The organism is Amycolatopsis sp. MEPSY49 (genome assembly GCF_051337345.1).
Classification (GTDB): Bacteria; Actinomycetota; Actinomycetes; order Mycobacteriales; family Pseudonocardiaceae; genus Amycolatopsis.
Genome location: NZ_JBDLYJ010000021.1, coordinates 111,348 through 130,868, shown reverse-complemented (window position 1 = coordinate 130,868; position 19,521 = coordinate 111,348). Strand labels below are relative to the sequence as shown.

20 protein-coding genes and 1 pseudogene are annotated in these 19,521 nt (G+C 71.8%); 13 read left to right on the top strand and 8 right to left on the bottom strand.

Going from position 1 to position 19,521, the window contains the following annotated elements; all coding sequences use genetic code 11:
* Window positions 1-42 precede the first annotated feature (42 nt).
* On the bottom strand, window positions 43-1,035 hold the full coding sequence (locus ABFJ78_RS47515; protein WP_436394089.1) for a LacI family DNA-binding transcriptional regulator: 993 nt from the start codon (window positions 1,033-1,035) through the stop codon (window positions 43-45).
* A 79-nt stretch (window positions 1,036-1,114) separates the two neighbouring features.
* Here ABFJ78_RS47515 and ABFJ78_RS47510 point away from each other — a divergent pair.
* The 3 genes and pseudogenes from ABFJ78_RS47510 to ABFJ78_RS47500 all read left to right on the top strand — a co-directional run bounded on the left by ABFJ78_RS47510 (window position 1,115) and on the right by ABFJ78_RS47500 (window position 3,958).
* Window positions 1,115-2,591: pseudogene (locus ABFJ78_RS47510) on the top strand (FGGY-family carbohydrate kinase).
* A gap of 36 nt (window positions 2,592-2,627) precedes the next feature.
* Window positions 2,628-3,137 (top strand): MarR family winged helix-turn-helix transcriptional regulator, encoded by a 510-nt coding sequence (locus tag ABFJ78_RS47505; RefSeq protein ID WP_436394088.1) that lies wholly within the window; start codon window positions 2,628-2,630, stop codon window positions 3,135-3,137.
* Entirely contained in the window at window positions 3,137-3,958 is an 822-nt protein-coding gene (locus tag ABFJ78_RS47500) for an EamA family transporter (RefSeq protein WP_436394086.1), read from the top strand. Before ABFJ78_RS47505 ends, ABFJ78_RS47500 begins: the two co-directional genes overlap by 1 nt.
* On the opposite strand, the gene ABFJ78_RS47495 is transcribed toward ABFJ78_RS47500, so the two are convergent.
* The 3 genes from ABFJ78_RS47495 to ABFJ78_RS47485 form a co-directional block, all read right to left on the bottom strand.
* Entirely contained in the window at window positions 3,947-4,261 is a 315-nt protein-coding gene (locus ABFJ78_RS47495) for a hypothetical protein (RefSeq protein ID WP_436394085.1), read from the bottom strand. The genes ABFJ78_RS47500 and ABFJ78_RS47495 overlap by 12 nt on opposite strands.
* A 514-nt stretch (window positions 4,262-4,775) precedes the next feature.
* Window positions 4,776-5,669 (bottom strand): hypothetical protein, encoded by an 894-nt coding sequence (locus ABFJ78_RS47490; protein ID WP_436394083.1) that lies wholly within the window; start codon window positions 5,667-5,669, stop codon window positions 4,776-4,778.
* Window positions 5,670-5,792: 123 nt separating this feature from the next.
* Window positions 5,793-6,257, bottom strand: coding sequence for a GNAT family N-acetyltransferase (locus tag ABFJ78_RS47485; protein ID WP_436394082.1), 465 nt, complete (start codon window positions 6,255-6,257; stop codon window positions 5,793-5,795).
* A gap of 71 nt (window positions 6,258-6,328) precedes the next feature.
* Here ABFJ78_RS47485 and ABFJ78_RS47480 point away from each other — a divergent pair, with 71 nt between their 5' ends.
* Window positions 6,329-6,910, top strand: a complete 582-nt coding sequence (locus ABFJ78_RS47480) for a TetR family transcriptional regulator C-terminal domain-containing protein (protein ID WP_436394080.1) — start codon at window positions 6,329-6,331, stop codon at window positions 6,908-6,910.
* Between the two features lie 91 nt (window positions 6,911-7,001).
* On the opposite strand, the gene ABFJ78_RS47475 is transcribed toward ABFJ78_RS47480, so the two are convergent.
* Window positions 7,002-7,967: a helix-turn-helix domain-containing protein gene (locus tag ABFJ78_RS47475; RefSeq protein WP_436394079.1), complete on the bottom strand. Its 966-nt coding sequence runs from the start codon at window positions 7,965-7,967 to the stop codon at window positions 7,002-7,004.
* Between the two features lie 52 nt (window positions 7,968-8,019).
* Between ABFJ78_RS47475 and ABFJ78_RS47470 the strand changes: the two genes are divergently transcribed.
* The 8 genes from ABFJ78_RS47470 (at window position 8,020) to ABFJ78_RS47435 (ending at window position 15,100) form a co-directional block, all read left to right on the top strand.
* A complete protein-coding gene (locus ABFJ78_RS47470) occupies window positions 8,020-8,400 on the top strand; it encodes a cupin domain-containing protein (RefSeq protein WP_436394078.1) in 381 nt (126 codons plus the stop codon).
* 10 nt (window positions 8,401-8,410) lie between these two features.
* On the top strand, window positions 8,411-8,986 hold the full coding sequence (locus tag ABFJ78_RS47465; protein ID WP_436394076.1) for a GNAT family N-acetyltransferase: 576 nt from the start codon (window positions 8,411-8,413) through the stop codon (window positions 8,984-8,986).
* 32 nt (window positions 8,987-9,018) lie between these two features.
* Entirely contained in the window at window positions 9,019-9,522 is a 504-nt protein-coding gene (locus ABFJ78_RS47460; RefSeq protein ID WP_436394075.1) for a winged helix-turn-helix transcriptional regulator, read from the top strand.
* A gap of 68 nt (window positions 9,523-9,590) precedes the next feature.
* A complete protein-coding gene (locus ABFJ78_RS47455) occupies window positions 9,591-10,082 on the top strand; it encodes an SRPBCC family protein (RefSeq protein WP_436394106.1) in 492 nt (163 codons plus the stop codon).
* On the top strand, window positions 10,079-11,104 hold the full coding sequence (locus ABFJ78_RS47450; RefSeq protein ID WP_436394074.1) for an LLM class flavin-dependent oxidoreductase: 1,026 nt from the start codon (window positions 10,079-10,081) through the stop codon (window positions 11,102-11,104). The genes ABFJ78_RS47455 and ABFJ78_RS47450 overlap by 4 nt, the downstream gene beginning before the upstream one ends.
* Window positions 11,101-13,416, top strand: coding sequence for a molybdopterin-dependent oxidoreductase (locus tag ABFJ78_RS47445; RefSeq protein WP_436394073.1), 2,316 nt, complete (start codon window positions 11,101-11,103; stop codon window positions 13,414-13,416). Before ABFJ78_RS47450 ends, ABFJ78_RS47445 begins: the two co-directional genes overlap by 4 nt.
* 44 nt (window positions 13,417-13,460) lie before the next feature.
* Window positions 13,461-14,006, top strand: coding sequence for a dihydrofolate reductase family protein (locus ABFJ78_RS47440; RefSeq protein ID WP_436394071.1), 546 nt, complete (start codon window positions 13,461-13,463; stop codon window positions 14,004-14,006).
* Window positions 14,003-15,100: an epoxide hydrolase family protein gene (locus ABFJ78_RS47435; protein ID WP_436394070.1), complete on the top strand. Its 1,098-nt coding sequence runs from the start codon at window positions 14,003-14,005 to the stop codon at window positions 15,098-15,100. The genes ABFJ78_RS47440 and ABFJ78_RS47435 overlap by 4 nt, the downstream gene beginning before the upstream one ends.
* Window positions 15,101-15,102: 2 nt before the next feature.
* Here ABFJ78_RS47435 and ABFJ78_RS47430 read toward each other — a convergent pair whose 3' ends face one another.
* Genes ABFJ78_RS47430 through ABFJ78_RS47420 form a run of 3 tightly spaced genes read right to left on the bottom strand, consistent with a single transcriptional unit; the run spans window position 15,103 to window position 18,333 of the window.
* Window positions 15,103-16,050 carry a hypothetical protein gene (locus tag ABFJ78_RS47430; RefSeq protein WP_436394069.1) on the bottom strand — a complete coding sequence of 316 codons (948 nt, stop codon included), beginning with the start codon at window positions 16,048-16,050 and terminating at the stop codon, window positions 15,103-15,105.
* A gap of 13 nt (window positions 16,051-16,063) precedes the next feature.
* Window positions 16,064-16,786, bottom strand: a complete 723-nt coding sequence (locus tag ABFJ78_RS47425; protein WP_436394068.1) for a hypothetical protein — start codon at window positions 16,784-16,786, stop codon at window positions 16,064-16,066.
* A gap of 23 nt (window positions 16,787-16,809) precedes the next feature.
* Window positions 16,810-18,333, bottom strand: coding sequence for an AMP-binding protein (locus ABFJ78_RS47420; RefSeq protein ID WP_436394067.1), 1,524 nt, complete (start codon window positions 18,331-18,333; stop codon window positions 16,810-16,812).
* A gap of 61 nt (window positions 18,334-18,394) precedes the next feature.
* Between ABFJ78_RS47420 and ABFJ78_RS47415 the strand changes: the two genes are divergently transcribed.
* Entirely contained in the window at window positions 18,395-19,234 is an 840-nt protein-coding gene (locus ABFJ78_RS47415; protein WP_436394066.1) for a hypothetical protein, read from the top strand.
* Window positions 19,235-19,521 lie beyond the last annotated feature (287 nt).

Genomic DNA, 19,521 nt, shown 5'->3' with positions numbered 1-19,521 from the left:
TAGGGGCGATGGGGAGGTGTGTCAAGCGTCACTTCGGGCGGACTAACGGGCGGAGCTGCCCCGGACGATGAGCTGCGCGGCCATCGTCGTGGTGGTCGTCGCGCGGGATCCGTCGCCGATGCGGTCGAGCAGCAAACGCGCGGCCAGCTGGCCCATCGCGTGGGCCGGCTGGGCGACGACGGTGAGCGCGGGGGAGATCAGCGTCGCCCACGGCGCGTCGTCGAACGACACGATCCCGACGTCGCGGCCGGGCCGCAGGCCGAGCTCCGCCAGCGCCTGCAGCACACCGACGGACATGGTGCTGCTGGACACCAGGAGCGCGTCCGGCGGGTCGGGCCGGGTCAGCAGCTGGGTCGCGGCTTCGCGGCCGCCGGTTTCGCGGAATTCGCAGCGGCGCACCAGTTTCGCGGAGTACTTCCGGCCTGCCGCGCGGAGTCCGTCGCGGTAACCGTCGAGCCGGTCGTCCGCCGTGGTGACGCCGGGCGGGCCGGCGATGCAGCCGATCCGCTCGTAGCCGTTCCCGGCCAGGTGCGCCACGGCTTCCCGGGCCGCGGCGCGGGAATCGAGGAGCACGGCGTCGCAGTCCGCCGAATCGAGGCGCCGGTCGACCGTCACGATCGGCGTCCGGTGCGTGGTCAGCGCCCGGACGTCGCTGTCGCCGGTGGTCGGCGACATGATCACGCCCGCGAGCCGCTCCTGCGCCGCGACCTCGACGTACCGGCGCTCCTTGGCCGTGTTCTCGTCGGAGTTGCACAGCATCACCGAGTACCCGGCGGCCTGTGCCGCGTCCTCGACGCCGCGCGCGATCGCCGTGAAGAACGGGTTTTCGACGTCGGAGATGATCAGCGCCAGCACCGCGGTCTCGCGGCGGCGCAGGCTGCGCGCGAGGCCGTTCGGCGTGTAGCCGAGCTCCTCGACGGCCCGGGCGACGCGCTCGGCCAGCACCGGGTCCACTGTGGACTTGCCGTTGAGCGCCCTGGACACGGTCGCGGTCGAGACGCCGGCCAGCGCCGCCACGTCGGAGATGGTCGCCACCGCGTCCTCGCCTCGTTCGTTGACAGTCCCCCTGCCACACCATAGCGTGGTGGTAATCGATTTCCCGAGGGGTGAATCCGTGGCGGGGCTGCTGCTCGGCGTGGACATCGGCACGGCCAGTTCGAAGGGCGTGCTGGTGGACCCCGGCGGCACGGTGCTCGCCCGGTCCGTCCGCGAGCACGCCGTCTCGACGCCGCGGCCGGGCTGGTTCGAGCACGACGCCGAAGACGTGTGGTGGGCGGACTTCACCGCGATCGTCGCCGACCTGGTGCGCGCCGCCGAGGGGCGGCCGCTGGCCGGGCTCGGGGTCAGCGGCATCGGGCCGTGCCTGCTGCCGGCTTAGGCCGCGGGCGAGCCGTTGCGGCCGGCGATCCTCTACGGCGTCGACACCCGGGCGGGCGCCGAGATCATGGAGCTGAACTCGGAACTGGGTGCGTCCGAGATCCTCGCGCGCGGGGGTTCGCCGCTGACGAGCCAGGCGGTCGGGCCGAAGGTGCGCTGGCTGGCCCGGCACGAGCCGGACGTCTACGCGCGCACCCGAAAGCTGCTGATGGCGAGCTCCTTCCTGGTGCACCGGCTGACCGGCCGGTACGTCCTGGACCACCATTCGGCGAGCCAGTGCACGCCGATGTACGACCTCGTGGCCGGCGAGTGGGCCGAAGACTGGGCGGAGCGCGTCGCGCCGGGGCTGGAGCTGCCGGAACTGCGGTGGCCGACGGAGGTCGCTGGCGAGGTCACCGCGTCCGCGGCTTCGTTGACCGGGTTGCCCGAGGGACTGCCGGTGACGGCGGGGACGGTCGACGCGTGGGCCGAGGCGGCGAGCGTCGGCGTCCGGGAGCCGGGCGACGTGATGGTGATGTACGGGACGACGATGTTCCTGGTCCAGGTGCTCACCGAACCGCGCCCGCACCCCGGCCTGTGGGGCACGCGCGGGGTGACGCCGGGCAGTTACACGCTCGCGGCGGGCATGGCGACGTCCGGCGCGGTGACCGAGTGGCTGCGCAAGCTGGCCGGCGGGTCCTATGCGGACTTGGTCGCGGAGGCGGCTTCGGTGCCGGTGGGAAGCCGGGGGTTGCTGATGTTGCCGTATTTCGCGGGCGAGCGGACGCCGTTGTTCGACCCGGACGCGCGAGGCGTGCTGGCGGGGCTCACGACGTCGCACGGCCGGGCCGAGATCTACCGCGCCGCCCTGGAGGGGATCGCGTACGGCGTGCGGCACAACTTCGAGGCGATGGCAGCCGCGGGCGGCGCGGCTGGTCGCGGTCGGCGGCGGGACGAAGGGCGGGTTGTGGACGCGGATCGTTTCGGACGTGACCGGTCTGCCGCAGCAGATCCCGGCGGAGACGATCGGGGCCTGCCTGGGTGACGCGCTGCTCGCGGCGGAGGCGGTGGGGATGGAACCGGTGCGGGGCAACCCGATCGCCGCGACGGTGACGCCGGATCCGGAGAACGCCGCGCGGTATGACGAGTTCTACCGGCACTACCGGGCGTTGTACGAGGCCACGGCGGGGACGGCCCACTTCTTGGCGGAGCGGCAGCGCGCGGCGACGCCCTGATTTGCCCCTCGGCTGTGGCCGTGTTATGCATGAGTAATGCATGAGTCCCGGCTGGCGAACCTGCTCGGCGCGACGGTCCTCACGCTGTCCGACCGCATGACCGCCGCGGCGGCGACCGCTGCCGGGGTCAGTCTCAGCGGGACCGCCGCGCTCGTCGTGCTCGCCGAGTTTCCCGGCCTCGGCGGTACCGATCTCGGGCACCGGATCGGGCTGAGCCAGCCCGCCACCGCGCGGATGCTGGACCAGCTCGAAGCCCGGGGGCTCGTCGAACGTCAGGGCAAGCAAGGCCGTGGCGTCGCCGTCGTCCTCACCGAAGACGGGCGAGACGCCGCGAAGCGAGCACTCGATGCCCGGCAAGAAGTCCTGGTCCGGGCCCTGCGGTCCGTCGCCGACCGGGAAGCGCTCGAACCCGTGCTGGAGCAGCTGTTGCGCGGCCTGCACGCGGAAGTGCGCGCGGGCGACCTCATGTGCCGCCTGTGCGACCGCCCCGGCTGCGTCGCCCAGCGCAAGACCTGCCCGGTGGGGGAAGCCGAACGGAGGTCCTGATGGGGAACGTCCTCGCGCTCGTCTCGGCCCTGTGCTTCGGGGTCACGCACTTCGTCAGCGGGCTGGCGTCCCGCCGGGCGCCCGGGATGACCGTCTCGCTGTACGCGCAGGTCGCGGGCACCGTCGTGACCGTCCCGCTCGCCGTCGGCAGCGAGACCAGCGTCGCCGCGCTCGGCTGGGGTGCCCTGTCCGGGCTCGGCACCGGGGTCGGCGTCGCCTTCCTCTACCGCGCCATGGGCAAGGGCGCGATGAGCCTCGTGGTGCCCGCGAGCGACGTCGCCGCCGTGGTGCTTCCGGTCCTCTTCGGACTGCTCCTGCTGGGGCAACGGCTTTCGCCCGTTGCGCTCATCGGCGTCTGCTGCGCGATCCCCGCGTTGGGCCTGATTTCCCGCAGTACGGGGGAAAAGCGAACGGTCGCGGGCATTCCGGACGCCTTCGTCGCCGGGCTCGGGTTCGCCGTGCAGTTCGTCGCGCTGTCGCGGATCCCCGCCGAAGCGGGGTTCTGGCCGGTGGTCGTCAGCCGCGCGGTGTCCGTGGCCGCCATCGCGGGCCTGGTCACGGCCACGCGGGCGCCGTGGCGGCTGCCCGCCCGGCTGCTCGCGCCCGCCGCGTTCGCCGGTGTGTGCGGCAGCGCCGCGATCGTCCTCTACCTGCTCGCCGCGCAGCACCAGCTGCTCGCGGTCGCCACCGTGCTGGCCGCGCTCTACCCCGCCGTGCCGGTGCTGCTCGCGCTGGTCTTCCTGCGGGAACGGCTCAACCGCGCCCAGGTGACCGGCCTGCTCGGGGCCGGCGCGGCGATCGCGCTCGTGTCACTGGGCTGAGCGGCGGCGGTCCGCGACCCGCTCGCGGTAGTGCTCCAGTGCCGCCACGGACTGGGTGACCTGCTCGAAGCTCGGCAGCGCCTGCACGTTGGCCACCAGCGTCATGTCCTTGCGCGGGATGTCCATGAAGCACACGTCGACGCCGAACTCGGCCGCGTGCTCGGCCACCTGCATCCGCCAGGTGGGCAGGTCGTTCTCGTCGCCGAGCCATTCGTGCAGGTAGACGCACCACTTGCCGCGGCTGAGCTCGCCCGCGATGGCGTCCTGCCCGACCAGGTACGGCTCGGTCACGCGGTCGTCCATGACCGTTCCCGGGTACACCAAGGCACTGCTTCCCTCCTGTCCGGCGGCGACCCCTACCTCCGGAAAGCGCTATCTCGGCTTCGGCCTCCCCGCCGCGGCCGAGCAGCGCGAGTCCCGGGAGCCGCTGTCGGCCCGACCGGGACGGCGCCAACATACCGGCGGATTTGGCCCACAGCAACCATTTCGCGCGTGCGCGGCGCACCCGTGACGGCGAGCGTGCACAGCTCGCGTGCGGATGCACGTGCCGATCATCGAGNCTTCGGCCTCCCCGCCGCGGCCGAGCAGCGCGAGTCCCGGGAGCCGCTGTCGGCCCGACCGGGACGGCGCCAACATACCGGCGGATTTGGCCCACAGCAACCATTTCGCGCGTGCGCGGCGCACCCGTGACGGCGAGCGTGCACAGCTCGCGTGCGGATGCACGTGCCGATCATCGAGACTCGGTTGTGCCAGCTGCACAATGCAAATTGCGCTGCGCGGCGCCCGCTCACCGGGAGCGTGCGCCGCGCAGCGGGTGCTACCGGGCGAGCGAGGTCCGGAGGAGGTTCGGCGATCCCCCGAAGTAGGCGCCGTCGGTCACGTACACCGTGTCGCCCCGGACGGCGACCGCCGTCGGGTTGGCGAGTCCGTCCGAAGTGGACAGAATGGTCCGCACCCCGTCGTGGCCGATCGTGACCACGCGGTTCTCCTGGTTGACCGCGGCGACGACCGTGCCGCCGTGGAACGCGAAGTCGTCGACCGGGCCGAGGCCCGACGCGACGACCCGGCCCGGTGCCCCGGTCAGCGGGAATCGGACCAGCGTGCCGCGGTCCAGATTGGACACCCAGACCGCGCCGGCGTGGACCTTGATCCCGTTGGCGCCGAAGCCGGACACCGGCGAGAGCAGCTCACCGTTGGCGAAGGCGGTGACGCGTCCCCGGGAGATCCGCCAGACCGTCGAGCCGAACGAGTCGGCGACGAACAGGTCGCCGGTGGCCGGGTCGCGCGCGACACCGTTCTGGAACCCGGCCGGTGGCAGCGAAGCGATCTTGACCGGGGTGCCGCCGGGCCGGACCCGGTAGAGGCCGGTCGCCGCGGTGCCGGTCGACACGGCGAAGTACAGGTCGCCGCCGGGGGCGCGGACGATGCCGCCGAGGAACAGTTTCCGGTGGACGACCGGGACGTCGCCGTCGTCCGGCACCGGGACGCGGGCGATGACGCTGACCCGGCCGCCGGGCGTGACCCGGCCGATCTCGCCGGTCCAGGCGAAGGTGAGGTCGGCGGAGCCGTCGGGCTCCAGGGCGATGTTCTCCGGCTGCTGCCCGGCCGCGGCGTCGAGCGGGATGATCCTGGACGCCGCCGTCGCGGGGGTGGCCGGCAGGGCGAAGACGGCGGCCGCGGCCAGCACGGCGCCGATCTGCTTGATGCGCAAGGGAAACTCCGGTTTCGTGGACGGAACGGCGAAAAGAACCCCAGATCGCCGTGCCTTCGACGGTAGGCCCGGTGCGCCCCCGGCCACCAATTGCTCAGGCTGGGGTGGCCATCGGAAAACCGATCACAGATCGCGGGCGAAACAACGAGAGAGCGCTTCACCGACGTACGGCCCATAGGCGTCGATGGGTTCGTAGCCTTCGCGTTGGTAGAAGCGGATCGCGTCCGGCTGGCCGGTGCCCGTCTCCAGTAGCAGCCGGCCGATGCCGAGGGCGCGCGCGTGGTCTTCGAGCGCGCGCAGCACCGCGGTCGCGACGCCGGTGCCACGGGCCGACGGCTCGACGTACATCCGCTTGACCTCGCCCGACCCCGGGCCGAGCAGACGCAGCCCGCCGCACGCCACGGCCGTGCCGCCGGCGTCCCGCGCGACGAGGAAGACCGCGACGGTGTCCGCGGTCGGGGCCGCGCCGGGCTCGTGGTCGTCGGTGCCGTAGCGGGCGTCCAGCTCGGCGCGCTGGGCCGCGCGCAACCGGACGGCGTCGGGATCGTCCCAGGTCACCGGCTCGATGGCGAAGGTGCAGTCGATCATCAGGTGGTACCCCCGTTCCGTAACACTTGTTACAGTAGCAGCTGTTACGCTACCTCGGAAGGAGGTTCTCCGTGCCGAAGCAGCGTGACGTCCAGGCGCAGCGGGAGCTGCTGTCCAACGCCGTCTGGCAGGTGCTCGCCGAGGACGGCCTGCCGGGGTTGACGCTGCGGGCGGTCGCCGAGCGCGCCGGCTGCACGACCGGCCTGGTGATGCACGCGTTCCCGGCGAAGAAGGCGTTGCTGCTGCACGCGCGTGACCTGCTCTACGCGCGCACGGCTCTCCGCGCCGACGCTGCCGAAGCTGCGAGCCTCGATGCGTTCGGCGCCCTGGAAGCGGTACTGGGCCTGGCCCTCGATCTGCCGCACGGCCACCACGAGGAATCCCGGGTGTGGGTGGGTTTCCTCGCGGCGGCCCTGGCCGACGAGGACCTGGCCGAACGCCACCGCGTGGCGAACCACTCGTTCCTGGCCCGGATCCGGCGGCTGGTGGCGGCGTGCCGTCCGGAGTGGACGGACGATCGGCTCGAGCTGACGACGAAGAGCCTGGTGGGCCTGGTGGAGGGGTTGAACGTGCTGGCCGCGGCCGACCCGGCGGCCTACCCGGCGCGGTTGCAGCAGGAAGCCTTGGCGAAGGCGCTCGCCGAGTTGGCGTGACGGCTGGGGCGCTCCGGCGCCGGAGGTGGGCGGGCGGCAGCCCGCATCGGTCAGGCTTGCGGCGGAAGTGCTCCGACGTGGGCGGTCGCCCCTAAGCAGCGGGGCCGAACCGGCGGCGGTACGCGCTCGGGCTCAACCCCGTGTGCCGGCGCAGCTGCAACCGGAGATTGGCCGCCGTGCCGAAGCCGCTGGCCGCGGCCACCCGGTCCAGGCGCAGCTCGCCGCGCTCGATCAGGCGGCACGCCAAGGACACCCGCTCCGTTGTCAGCCACGCCAGCGGCGTGGTGCCCAGCTCCGCGCGGAACTTGCGGTGCAGCGTCGCCGGGCTGGCCGCCGCGCGGGTCGCCAGGTCGTTCACCGTCAAGGGCTGATCCAGGCGCCCCAGCGCCCAGGCGAGCACCGGTGCCAGCGACGTGTCCGGGACCGCCGGCATCGGCCGCGCGATGAACTGCTGCTGGCCGCCGTCGCGGTGGCCGGTGAACACCAGGCGGCGGCTCACCGCGTTGACGACCTCGGCGCCGTGGTCGCGCTGGATGATGTGCAGGCCCAGGTCGAGGGACGCCGCGCTGCCCGCCGCCGTCAGTACGTTGCCCTCGTCGACGAACAGCACGTCCGGCTCCCAGCGCACCGCGGGGAACCGCGCGGCGAACTCGGCCGCCCACTGCCAGTGGGTGGTCGCCCGCTTGCCGTCCAGCACGCCGGCTTCGGCGAGCGCGAACGCGCCCGTGCAGAAGCTGACCAGCCGGGCACCGCGAGCGGCGGCCCGGCGGATCGCCGCGATGACCGCCGGGTCCGTCGGCACCCCCGTGTCCGGCCGGGCCGGGGCGATCAGCGTGTCCGCCGTGTCGGCCGCCTCGATGCCGGCGACGCCGGTGAGCGTGAACATGCCGAGGTTCATCCGCACGTCCGGCGTCGCGGCGCAGAGCGTGAAGTCGTACCAGGGCCGGTCCAGCTCCGGGCGTCGCAGCCCGAACAGCTCGGTCGCGACGCCCATTTCGAACGGGTTCGACTCCGCTGTCACGATGGCGACGACCCGATGCGAGAATTCTTGCGGCATGTGCGATTCCTAGCACTCCCGCTCGCGGAACACCAGGACGAGCATGGGACGCATGAACCCGATCGACCTGAACGAAGTCCTGGCGACCTTCGACGCCGCCTGGAGCCCGCGGATCGTCACCCGCGTCAACGACTACGACATCCGGCTCGCCCGGTTCGACGGCGAGCACGTCTGGCACGTCCACACCGACACCGACGAGTTCTTCCTGGTCCTCGACGGCGAGATCGAGATCGGCGTGCGGGACCCGCACGAGCGCGTCGTCACCCTCGGCCGCGGCCAGGTCTTCGTGGTGCCGAAGGGGACGTTCCACAAGCCGTCGTCGAAGGCGGGCGCGAGCGTGCTGCTCGTCGAGCCGGCCGGGACGCTCTCGGTCGGCGACGCGCACGACGAAGTGCCCGAGCACGTCGACGTAACCACCGGGCACCTGGTCTAACGTCGGCGAGATGCTGACTGTCGTACCGGTCGACGAGGCCTCCTGGGCGGACCTGCAGGCGATCTTCGGCGACCGCGGGGACCCGGCCCGCTGCCGGTGCCAGTACTTCAAGGAAACCGCCGCCGAGTGGCGGTCGGGTACCGCGGCGGACCGCGCCGAGCGGTTGCGCGCCCAGACCGCGGACCACGCCACCGGGCTCGTCGCCTTCCTCGACGGCGAGCCCGCCGGCTGGTGCGCGGTCGAACCCCGCACCGCCTACCGGCGCCTCCTCACCAGCCGGCTGGTCTGGGACGGCCGCGACGAAGACAAGGAGGACGACGGCGTCTGGGCGGTGACGTGCTTCGTCACCCGCAAGGGCTTTCGCCGCCGCGGAGTCAGTGCCGCGCTGGCGAAAGCGGCCGCCGAGTTCGCCCGCGAGCGCGGGGCCCGCGCGGTCGAGGGCTACCCGATCGCCGTCGCGCCCGGGCAGAAGGTCGCCTGGCCCGGCGAGCTGTTCGTCGGGACCGTCGGCGTCTTCGCCGACGCCGGCTTCACCGAGGTCAGCCGACCGACCGCGCGCCGGGTGGTCATGCGGCTGACCTGCTGAGTCCTTCTGGAAAACGTTGTACGCTCGGCCGCATGAAACGGACTTCGTTCGCGCAGTGGCCGTGCTCGATCGCGCGCACCATGGACCTGCTCGGCGACTGGTGGACCCCGCTCGTGCTGCGGGACGCCTTCTACGGCGTGCGCCGCTTCGACGAGTTCCAGCAGGCGCTCGGCATCGCGCGCAACACCCTCGCCGACCGGCTCAAGCGGCTGGTCGAGGAGGGGTTGCTGGAGAAGGTCGCCTACCAGAGCGAGCCGGTGCGCTACGACTACGTCCTCACCGAAAAGGGCCGCGACTTCTACCCCGTCCTGCTCGCCATGACGCGGTGGGGCGACAAGTGGCTCGCCGCCGAAGCCGGCCCGCCGATCACCGTGCACCACCTCGCCTGCGGGCACGACACGCACGCCGAAATCGTCTGCGCGGAGTGCCGGGAGCCGATGACGCCGGACGACACGCGGATGCGCCGCGGCCCCGGCTTCCCGCCGCGGCTGGCGCGGCGCCCGGACGTCGAAGCCCGCTTCGCGCGGCAGGAGTGACGTTGACAGGGTAGGTCTATCTACGCAACTATCGTGGTCACAGCTCGATGAGGGGAGTGGCGACCACGATGGAGTGGACCGGCGCGCGGTACGCCGACAAGCCGACGGCGGAGGTCTCGACCTGGATCGACGCTGCCCCCGAAGACGTCTGGCCGGTTGTTTCGGACATCTCGGTGATGGCCGAGCTGAGCCCCGAGCTCCAATCCGTGGAGTGGTGCGAAGAAGGCCGCAAGTTCCTCGGCCGGAGCAAGCACGACGCGTTCGGCGAATGGGAGACGACGTCGTACGTCGTCGAATGCGAGGCCCCGCGCGTGTTCGCCTGGGCCGTCGCGGACCCGGCCGAGCCCAGCGCGATCTGGAAGTTCACCCTCGAGCCCGACAACGGCGGCACGCGGCTGAGCCAGTGGATGCAGCTGGGCCCGGGCCGGTCCGGGCTGTCGTTCGCCATCGACCGGATGCCCGAGAAGGAGCAGAAGATCGTCTTCGTGCGGCTGCGCGAGTTCGAGACGGCGATGATCGGCAACCTCGCCGCGATCAAGGAGCGGGTGGAAAACCCGTGAAAACCGCGACGACCGTCGAATTCTCCAAAGACACGCGTACGACGCTCGACTTCGTGCTGGAGGCGGAAAAGCTCGGTCTCGACGTCTGCTGGGTCGCCGAAGCCTGGGGCTCCGACGCGCCGTCCGCGCTCGGCTACCTCGCCGCCCGCACCGACCGCATCCGGCTCGGTTCCGGGATCGTCCAGCTCGGCACGCGCACGCCGGTCGCGATCGCGCAAGCGGCGCTGACGCTGGCCGACCTGTCCGGCGGCCGGTTCGCCCTGGGGCTGGGGCCGTCCGGGCCGCAGGTGATCGAGGGCCTGCACGGCGTCCCGTTCGCGAAACCGCTGACCCGGATGCGCGAGACGGTCGAGATCATCCGCCAGGCGTTCGCCGGGGAGAAGATCTCGTTCTCCGGCAAGGCGTTCGAGATCCCGCTGCCCGGCGAGGCCCGGCCGATGCGGCTGTCCACCGCGCCGAACCCGGACATCCCGATCTACCTCGCGACGCTGTCGCCGAAGCTCCTCGAACTGACCGGCGAGGTCGCGGACGGCTGGCTCGGCACCAGCTTCGTCCCCGAAGGCGCCGACGCGTACTTCACCCACCTCGACGCCGGGCTCGCGAAGTCGAGCCGCACGCGTCAGGACATCGACGTCTGCCAAGGCGCCGAAGTCGCCTTCGCCGACAACGAAGACGAGCTGCGCGTGCTGGTCGGCAGCCGTAAGAAGGAACTGGCCTTCAGCCTCGGCGGGATGGGCTCGGCCACCACGAACTTCTACAACAACGCCTACAGCCGCCAGGGCTGGGCCGACGTCGCCGCGGAGGTCCGCGAGCGCTGGCAGGCCGGCGACCGCGACGGCGCGACCGCGCTCGTCACCGACGAAATGGTGCTCGGCACCACGCTGATCGGCACCGAAGAAATGGTCCGGGAGCGCCTGCGCGTCTGGCGCGACGCCGGGATCGACACCGTCCGGCTGTACCCGGCCGGCGAAACGCTCGACGCGCGTCTCACGACGCTCGGCCGCGCATTGGAGCTGATATGACCGGCGAGTGGCACCGCACCGCGTGCAGCCTCTGCTACCTCAACTGCGGGCTGGAGGTGCAGCTCGACGGGCGGAAGATCACCCGCGTCCGCGGCGACAAGGCGCACCCGCGCTCGGGCGGCTACCTGTGCCAGAAGGCGCAGCGCCTGACCTGGTACGGCGACCACGACGACCGGCTGACGACGCCACTGCGCCGGCGTCCCGACGGCACCCACGAGCCCATCGACTGGGACACCGCGCTCACCGAGATCGCCGCGAAGCTGCACGAAATCCGGGACGCCGACACCGCGGCGGGCCGGCCCGGCTCCTTCGCGTACGTCGGCGGCGGCGGGCAGGGCAACCACTCCGGCGGCGCGTACGGCGCGTCGCTGCTGAAGTGGATGAACTCGACGCGCCACTTCAACGCGCTGTCGCAGGAGAAGACCGGCGACTTCTGGGTCAACGGGCAGATGTACGGCTCGACGCTCGTGCACACCGCCGAAGACGTCGAGCACTGCGACCTGCTGCTCGTGCTCGGCTGCAACCCCTGGCAGGCGCACGGCTTCAGCAACGCCCGGCACGCGCTCAACACGATCAAGAACGACCCGGCGCGCCGGATGATCGTCATCGATCCGCGGCGCACGGAGACGGCGGAGCTCGCCGACCTGCACCTGCCGCTGCGCCCGGGTACCGACGCCTATCTGCTGGGCGCGATCCTGGCGCTGCTGCTCGAGCGCGGGGGCGCGGATTCCGCATTCCTCGCCGAGCGGACCGAAGGCTTCGACGAAGTCGCGGCGGTGCTGGCGAAGATTCCGGTGGACGAGTGGATCGCGCACGCCGAAGTGTCCCGTGTGGACGTCGAGAAGGCGGTCGAGCTGATCCTTTCCGCGACGGCCATGACCGTGCGCGTCGAACTGGGCATCCAGCAGGGCCGGCACTCGACGCTCAACAGCTACCTCGAGAAACTGTTGTACCTGGTCACCGGCCACTTCGGCAGGCGGGGGACCAACAACCTGCACTCGTGGCTGCTGCCGCTGTGGGGCTCGGGTGGCGGGAAGCGCTCCGAGGTGACCGGGTTCGAGTACATCGGCGGCCTGCTGCCGGCGAACACCCTGGCCGAAGAGATCCTGACCGACCACCCGAACCGCGTCCGCGCGCTGTGGGTCGAGTCGTCGAACCCGGCCAACACCTTCGCGGGCACGCGGGACGTCGAACGCGCGATCCGCGAGACCGAGCTGTCGGTCGTCGTCGACGTCGCCTACACCGAGACGGCCGCGCTGGCGGACTACGTGCTGCCGGCGGCGTCCCAGCACGAGAAGTGGGAGTTCACGCTCTTCACCTTCGAGTGGCCGACGAACTACTTCCAGCTGCGGCCGCCGTTGCTGGACCCGTTGCCGGGCACGCTGGTCGAAGCCGAAATCTATACGCGGCTGTTCGACGCGCTGGGCGTGCTGCCGCCGTCCGACGTCCTCGCGTCCCTGGCGGCCGGGCCGCGTTCGGAGCTGCAGGCCGGGATCGGCGCGTTGGTCCAGGCGATGCCGGAGCGGTCCGCGATCCTGCCGGTACTCCTCTATCGGACGCTGGGGGCGTCGCTGCCCGACGGCGCGGCGTCGATCGCGCCGCTGTGGGCCGGGTGCCACCGCGCGGCGAAGACGATGACCGTGCCGGTGCAGCGGGCTTTGGGCAGCTCCGCTTCCGGTCCGGAACTCGGCGAGGAGCTGTTCGCGCGCGTGCTGGCCGGCCCGACGCCGTTTTCGACGCACGAGCAGGACGAGGTGTGGAGCCTGATGCGCCGCTCGCGGGTCCGGCTGGCGGTACCGGAACTGCTGGACTGGCTCGGGTCTTTGGATCCGGCGGCCGAACGTCCGGATCCCGCTTTCCCCTACTCCCTGATCAACGGCCAGCGCCGGGCGCACAACGCGAACCAGATCCTGCGCGACCCGCGCTGGCGCCGCACGGATCCGGACGGCGCGCTGCGGGCGCGTCCCGAAGAGCTGGCGTCCATCGGCGCTTCGGCGGGCGACTGGGTGGCGGTCGTGACGCCGGCCGGCCGGGTCGTCGTCCGCGCCGAAGTCGATCCGGCACTGCGGCCGGGGCAGCTTTCGCTGCCGCACGGCTACGGGATGGCGCACCCGGACGCCCACGGCCGCCGCGTGGTCAGCGGCCCGCGCATCAACCTGCTGACCGACGCGCTCGACCGCGACCCGATCGCGGGGACGCCGCACCACAAGGACGTCCCGGCGCGGTTGGAGCCGGCGACGGAGGCGGAACGAGAGCGGGCGGAGGCCGACAGCGTGCGCGTTCGTGCGACTGTCGCGAGTGGACGATCCTGACGTTTCCGCGGTTTATAGTGGTACCCCTCAACCGAAGGGTGCCCATGCGCAAGATCGTTTCGAACCTGTTCATCTCGCTCGACGGCGTGGTCGAGGCGCCCGACAAGTGGTCGCTCCGGTACTGGACCGACGAAATCGGCCAGGCGGTCGGTGGCGGGATGGCCGCGGCCGACGCGATGCTGCTCGGGCGCGTCACCTACGAAGGGTTCGCCGAGGCGTGGCCCGGCCGGACCGTCGAGGACGACGAAGGCGCCGAGTTCATGAACAACGTGCGCAAATACGTGCTTTCGGCCACCTTGTCCGAAGTGAGCTGGAACAACTCGACGCTGCTGACCGGCGATCCGGCCACAGCCGTCCGCGCGCTGAAGACCGAGCCCGGCGGCGACATCATGACCAGCGGCAGCACGACCGCGGTGCGGTGGCTGCTGTCCGAAGGCCTGGTCGACGAGCTGAACCTGCTGCTGTACCCGATCGTCGTGGGCCGCGGCAGGCGGCTGTTCCCCGACGAAGGGCCGACGTTTCCGCTGGTGCTCAAGAAGTCGGCGACGTTCGGCAACGGCGTCGTCCAGCTGACCTACGTCCCGGCGTGAAGCCGTTCCGCGTCGAGGTTCCCGAGGCCGACCTCGAGGACCTGCGCGCGCGGTTGCGCCGGACGCGCTGGCCCGAGGCCGGGCCGGACGACTGGAGCCAGGGCACGCCGCTGGGATACCTGCGTTCTCTGTGCGACTACTGGGCTTCCGGCTACGACTGGCGTGCGCTGGAAGCGCGGGTGAACCGGTTTCCGCAGTACCGCACGGAAATCGACGGCCTGGGCATTCACTTCCTGCACGTGCGGTCGCCCGATCCGGCCGCGTTGCCGCTGATCCTGACGCACGGCTGGCCGGGGTCGTTCCTCGAGTTCCTCAAGGTGATTCCCCTGCTGTCGCGGGAGTTCCACCTGGTGATCCCGTCGCTACCGGGGTACGGCTTCAGCGACAAGCCGTCCTCGCCGGGCTGGGGGATCGAACGGATCGCCTCCGCTTGGGCCGACCTGATGGCCCGCTTGGGCTACTCGCGTTATGGCGCCCAGGGCGGCGACTGGGGCACGTCGATCACGACGGCCCTGGCGCAGCAGGACGCGGCGCACCTGGCGGGCATCCACCTGAACCCGCCGATCGCGGCCCCGGACCCGGCGACGTTCGACGACCTGACGTCGTCCGAGCGCGCGTCGCTCGCGGCACTGGAACACGCGCAGCGCTGGGAGGACGGCTATTCGGTGCTGCAGTCGACCCGCCCGCAGACGATCGGCTACAGCTTGCTGGATTCCCCGGCGGGATTGTGCGGCTGGCTGGTGGAGAAGTTCCACGCGTGGTCGGACGGCTTCCCGTTCACGCGCGACGAGCTGCTGGACGACGTGACGCTGTATTGGCTCACCGGCACGGCGGCGTCGTCGGCGCGGTTGTACTGGGAGAGCATCCGCAAGGTGCAGAAGTGGTTCTCGGAAGCCACGGACGACACGGTCGCCGTACCGGTGGGGTGTTCGATCTTCCCGAAGGAGATGCCGCGGCCGTCGCGCCGGTGGGCGGCCAAGCGGTACCCGGACATCCGGCACTGGAACGAACTTGACCGCGGCGGACACTTCGCGGCCTACGAGCAGCCGGAGCTGTTCGCCGACGAGGTGCGGACGTTCTTCCGGCTGGTCTGAGCTCAGCCGATCGGGTTCCGCGGCGGCGCGAGAACCCGGTACTCGCAGGCGCGGTCGTGCGGGAAGTAGTAGTGGACCATCGTCCGGAACCCGGCCGCGGCGAGTACCTCCAGTGCGGCCCGCAGGAGGATTTCGTGCGTCTCGATCGCGTAGGCCAGCAGTTCGGTCCGGTTCTGCGCGAGCAGGTCGTCCCGGTACTCGTCCGTGTTCTCGAACGGGCTGCGCCACGTGAGCGTGATGCCGTAGGGCGGCAGCGTGAGGTTCAAGGCGATGTGGATGCCGGGCGCCGGGTCGAAGAGCCGGGTGTCGATGGTCGCGCCGATGCCCACGCGCGTCAGCTCCGCGTGGACCTTCCCGGCCAGATCGCTCCAGGCCGCGATCGCCTCCGGCGGCGCCAGGGTGACGATCTCGTCGGGATCCGCCAGCCGGTCGACGGCGAGCGGGTCGGTCACGAGCGGCTCGCCGGGCGTGCCACCGCCGTCCGCACGGATCCGCGCGACGAGCGCGGGGTTCCACGGCGGGCTGACGTCGACGGTCATCCACTCGGGAGCGCCGGCGGGCCACGAGGTGAACAGCAGGACGCAGACGCGCCGCAGGCGAAGGCCCAGTGAGGGCCACAGTTCCCGCACCGACTCGAGGTCGAGCGCCGCGCGGAGGAACATGGCGACGACGGTGTGCCGGTCCGGGTCGCCGGTGCCGGCGAGCACCTCGTCGAGCACGGCCAGCACGCGGAGGCGTTCCTCGGTGCCGACGTCCGCGAACGCGCGGCCCAGCGAAATGACCCGGATCCCGCGCGGCAGCTCGCGGTCGGGCGGAAGCTCTTCGTTCGCCGGGACGTCGGGCGCGCAGCGCTCGCGCCGGCTCCGCACCTGCTCGGCGTCGAACGCGGCGAGGTGGTCGCTCGCCGCCAGGAGCGCGCCCCACCACGCCGGAACTCGGTTGGCCGTCACGGGATTCCACCACTCAGTCGAAGGGGAGGGCCGGCGGGCCCAGGACCCGGCAGACGCGCGATCGGCCGTAAAGGAAGTCGTACCGCACTTCGGTCGCGAAGCCGGCCGCGGCGAGCACGTCCAGCGCCGCCCGCGCGAAGAGGTCCCGGACGTCGTCCGCGTAGTCGCTCAGGTACGCATCCCCGGTGAGCGCCCGGTACCGCTCCGACCCGCTGTCGAAGGGATTCCACTCCAGGAAGACGCCGGCTGGTTCTTCGCTGCTCACCGACAGCACGACGCCCGTCGGCACCGGGGGTGCGCCGAGCGGAACCACCGTCGCGGGCAGGCCGCAGCGTTCCAGTTCGTCCCTGGCCTGCTCCGCGAGTCCGGGCCAGGACGCGGGATCCGCGTCGGCGGCCGGTGCGTGCCCGGCGATCAGGTCCAGCTCGTGCCGCACCCGTTCGCCCAGTTCCGAGGGGCGCGGCAGGCCGGCGAGGGGCCACAGGAACGTCAGGGCGATCGCGCGGCGGTGCGGCTCGCTTTCGTCGCCGAGCAGGTCGTCCAGCACCGCCAGCACCCGGCCACGCTCGGCGTCATCGACCCCGGGGTCGGCGGCGAACCCGCGGGCCAGCTCCCCGACCCGCAAATAGAACTGCGCACCGGGCCCGAACCCGTGTTCGTTCGCCTCGAGCGGCTCCACCGCGGCGAGGTGCTCGCTCACCGCCACGACCCGCTGCCACCACCCGGGAACCCCCATGATCGGCAGCCTAGCCGGTCACGTCAGTTGACCTGCCTCGACTGGCCCTGCCAGAACGGCTCCCGCAGCTTGAACTTCTGGATCTTCCCGGTCGCCGTCCGGGGCAGCTCGTCCAGGAACTCCACCCGCTTCGGGCACTTGTACCCGGCCAGGTATTCCCGGCAGTGCTCGATCAGCTCTTCCGCGGTCACCTCCGAGGAGGTCACCACCAAGGCCGTCACCAGCTCGCCCCACTTCTCGTCCGGGATGCCGATCACCGCGGCTTCGCGGACCGCCGGGTGGGAGTTCAGCGCGTCCTCCACCTCGATCGACGACACGTTCTCACCGCCGGAGATGATCACGTCCTTCTTGCGGTCCGCGATCGTCAGGTAGCCGTCTTCGAAGGAACCGCCGTCGCCGGTGTGGAACCAGTTGCCTTCCTGCACCCGCGCGGTCTCGTCGGGGTTCTCCCAGTAGCCGTCCAGGTTGTGGTTCGACTGGGCCAGCACCTCGCCGCCGGTGTCGACGGCGATCCGGACGCCCAGGGCCGGCGTGCCCGCACGGCCCAGCAGGCGGGCCTGCTCGTGCGGGTCGAGATCGGCCCATTCGCTGCGCATCCGGTTGACCGTCAGCAGCGGGGCCGTCTCGGTCAGGCCGTAGATCTGGATGAACTCCCAGCCCAGCTCGGCCCGCACGCGCTCGATCGTGCGTGTCGGCGGCGGGGCGCCGGCCACCACGATCCGGACGCGGTCGCGGCCGGGGATCTCGCCCTCCCACGTCGCCGCGCCGTCGAGCGCCGCCGTGACGACCGCCGGGGCGGCGCACAGGATCGTCACGCCGTGCTCTTCGATGCGCCGCAGGATCTCGGTGCCGTCGACCTTGCGCAGCACGATGTGCCGCCCGCCGAGGCCGGTCACCGCGTACGGCATGCCCCAGCCGTTGCAGTGGAACATCGGCAGGGTGTGCAGCAGGACGTCGTTGTCGCTCAACGTCGTGTGCAGGCCGAACACGGCCGCGTTCAGCCAGATGTTGCGCTGGGTGAGCTGGACGCCCTTCGGCCGCGCCGTCGTGCCGGAGGTGTAGTTGATGGTCGCCGTAGCGGACTCGTCGCCCGCCCACGGTTGCGGCGTCCCCTCGCCGCCCCAGATCGCCTCGTCGTCGCGGCCGAGGACGAAAACGTGCTTCGCCGTCACCTTGTCCAGCAGGTGCTCCAGCTCGGGATCGACGATCAGCACCTCGGCGCCGGAGTGCTCCACGATGTACTTGACCTCGGCCGGCGCGAGCCGGAAGTTCACCGGCACCAGGATCCGGCCCCAGCCGGACACACCGAAGAACGAGACGAGCAGCCGCGCGGCGTTGTGCGACACCATCGCGACGCGCCCGCCGACCGGCACGCCGAGCGCGTCGAGGTTGGCCGCCTGCGCGCGGGCCCGCCGCGCGACCTCGGCGTAGGTGAGCGAACCCCAGCTCGGCGCGGGCTGGTCCGGCTCGTCGACCACCGCGACGCGGTCCGGGTACACCGTTTCCGCGCGGTCGAGGAAGTCCCGGACACCCAGATCGAAGAACATGTCCCCGATGATGACTCGTCGCAGGTGCTCGCACCAGTCCGATGTGGTTCGCTGGAGCGCGATGGACTTCGACACGGTGGCCGGCGAGCTCTACGGGGGTGACCTCGCGGAGTTCGTCAGCGCGCGCAACGCGGCGGCGAAAGCCGCGAAGGCCGAGGGAGACGCCGAGCTCGCGGCCAAGATCCGGGAGCTGCGGAAGCCGACCACGGCCGCCGCGATCGTCAACCGCCTGGCCCGGGACGACCCCGATGAGCTGCGGGAACTCGCCGAGCTGGGCGACGAGCTGCGCGACGCGCACACCCGGCTGGCCGGCGACGACCTGCGCGCGCTGACCCGGCGCCGCGGCGAGCTCGTCCGGCGGATCGTCCACGGCCTGCCGTCGATGAGCGACACCGTCTCCCGCGAGGTCGAGGCGACCCTGGAGGCCGTGGCGGCCGACCCGGACACCGCGGCGCTCGCCCTGGCCGGGCGGCTGACGTCGGTCGCGCACCAGGACACCGACCAGTGGTTCACCCTCGCCGCGACCGCCGCGCCGCCGTCGAAGGCCAAGCGCCCGGCCCGGATGGTGGAAAAGGCCGAACCGGCCAAGCCCAAAAAGGACCACCGGCGCGAGGAAGCGGACCGGGCGGAACGCCAACGCGTCCGCGCCGAACGCGAGCGCCTGCGCAAGGAGGCCGCCGAGCTGGCCAAGGAACGCGCGGTGGCCGAGCGCGACCTCGTCCGCACCGAACGCGCGGCCGAGCAGGCGACGGCCCGCGTCGAGGACCTGCGTGCCCGCCTGGCGGAGGCCGAGGAACGCGCCGAGCGCGCGACGGCGGAGTTCGAACAGGCCGAGGAGGCCTTCGACCAGGCCGACAGAGCCGCCACCGCCGCGCAGAAAGCCGCGGACGCCGCCCGCTGATCCCGTGCTACGGTACGGATGCGCCCCGGATGGGCCTACGCACGGAGGTAGTGGCTACTCAGCCCCCTTGACTCGACACGTTCTGCCGTCCCAGGCAGAAGTGTGCCCTCCGCGCGCTCGTTCCGTGTCGCTTCACGGCCTCCGGCGATCACTTTCGTCGCCAAAGGAGCACCTTGATCCACCTCACCACGACCGGTGCCCGCGCCGCGTTCCGTTGGGAGCCTTGGACATCGACCGCCGCGTTGGCTTCGGCTCATCTGGTGCAGCGAAGGGCCCTTCCTCTCATC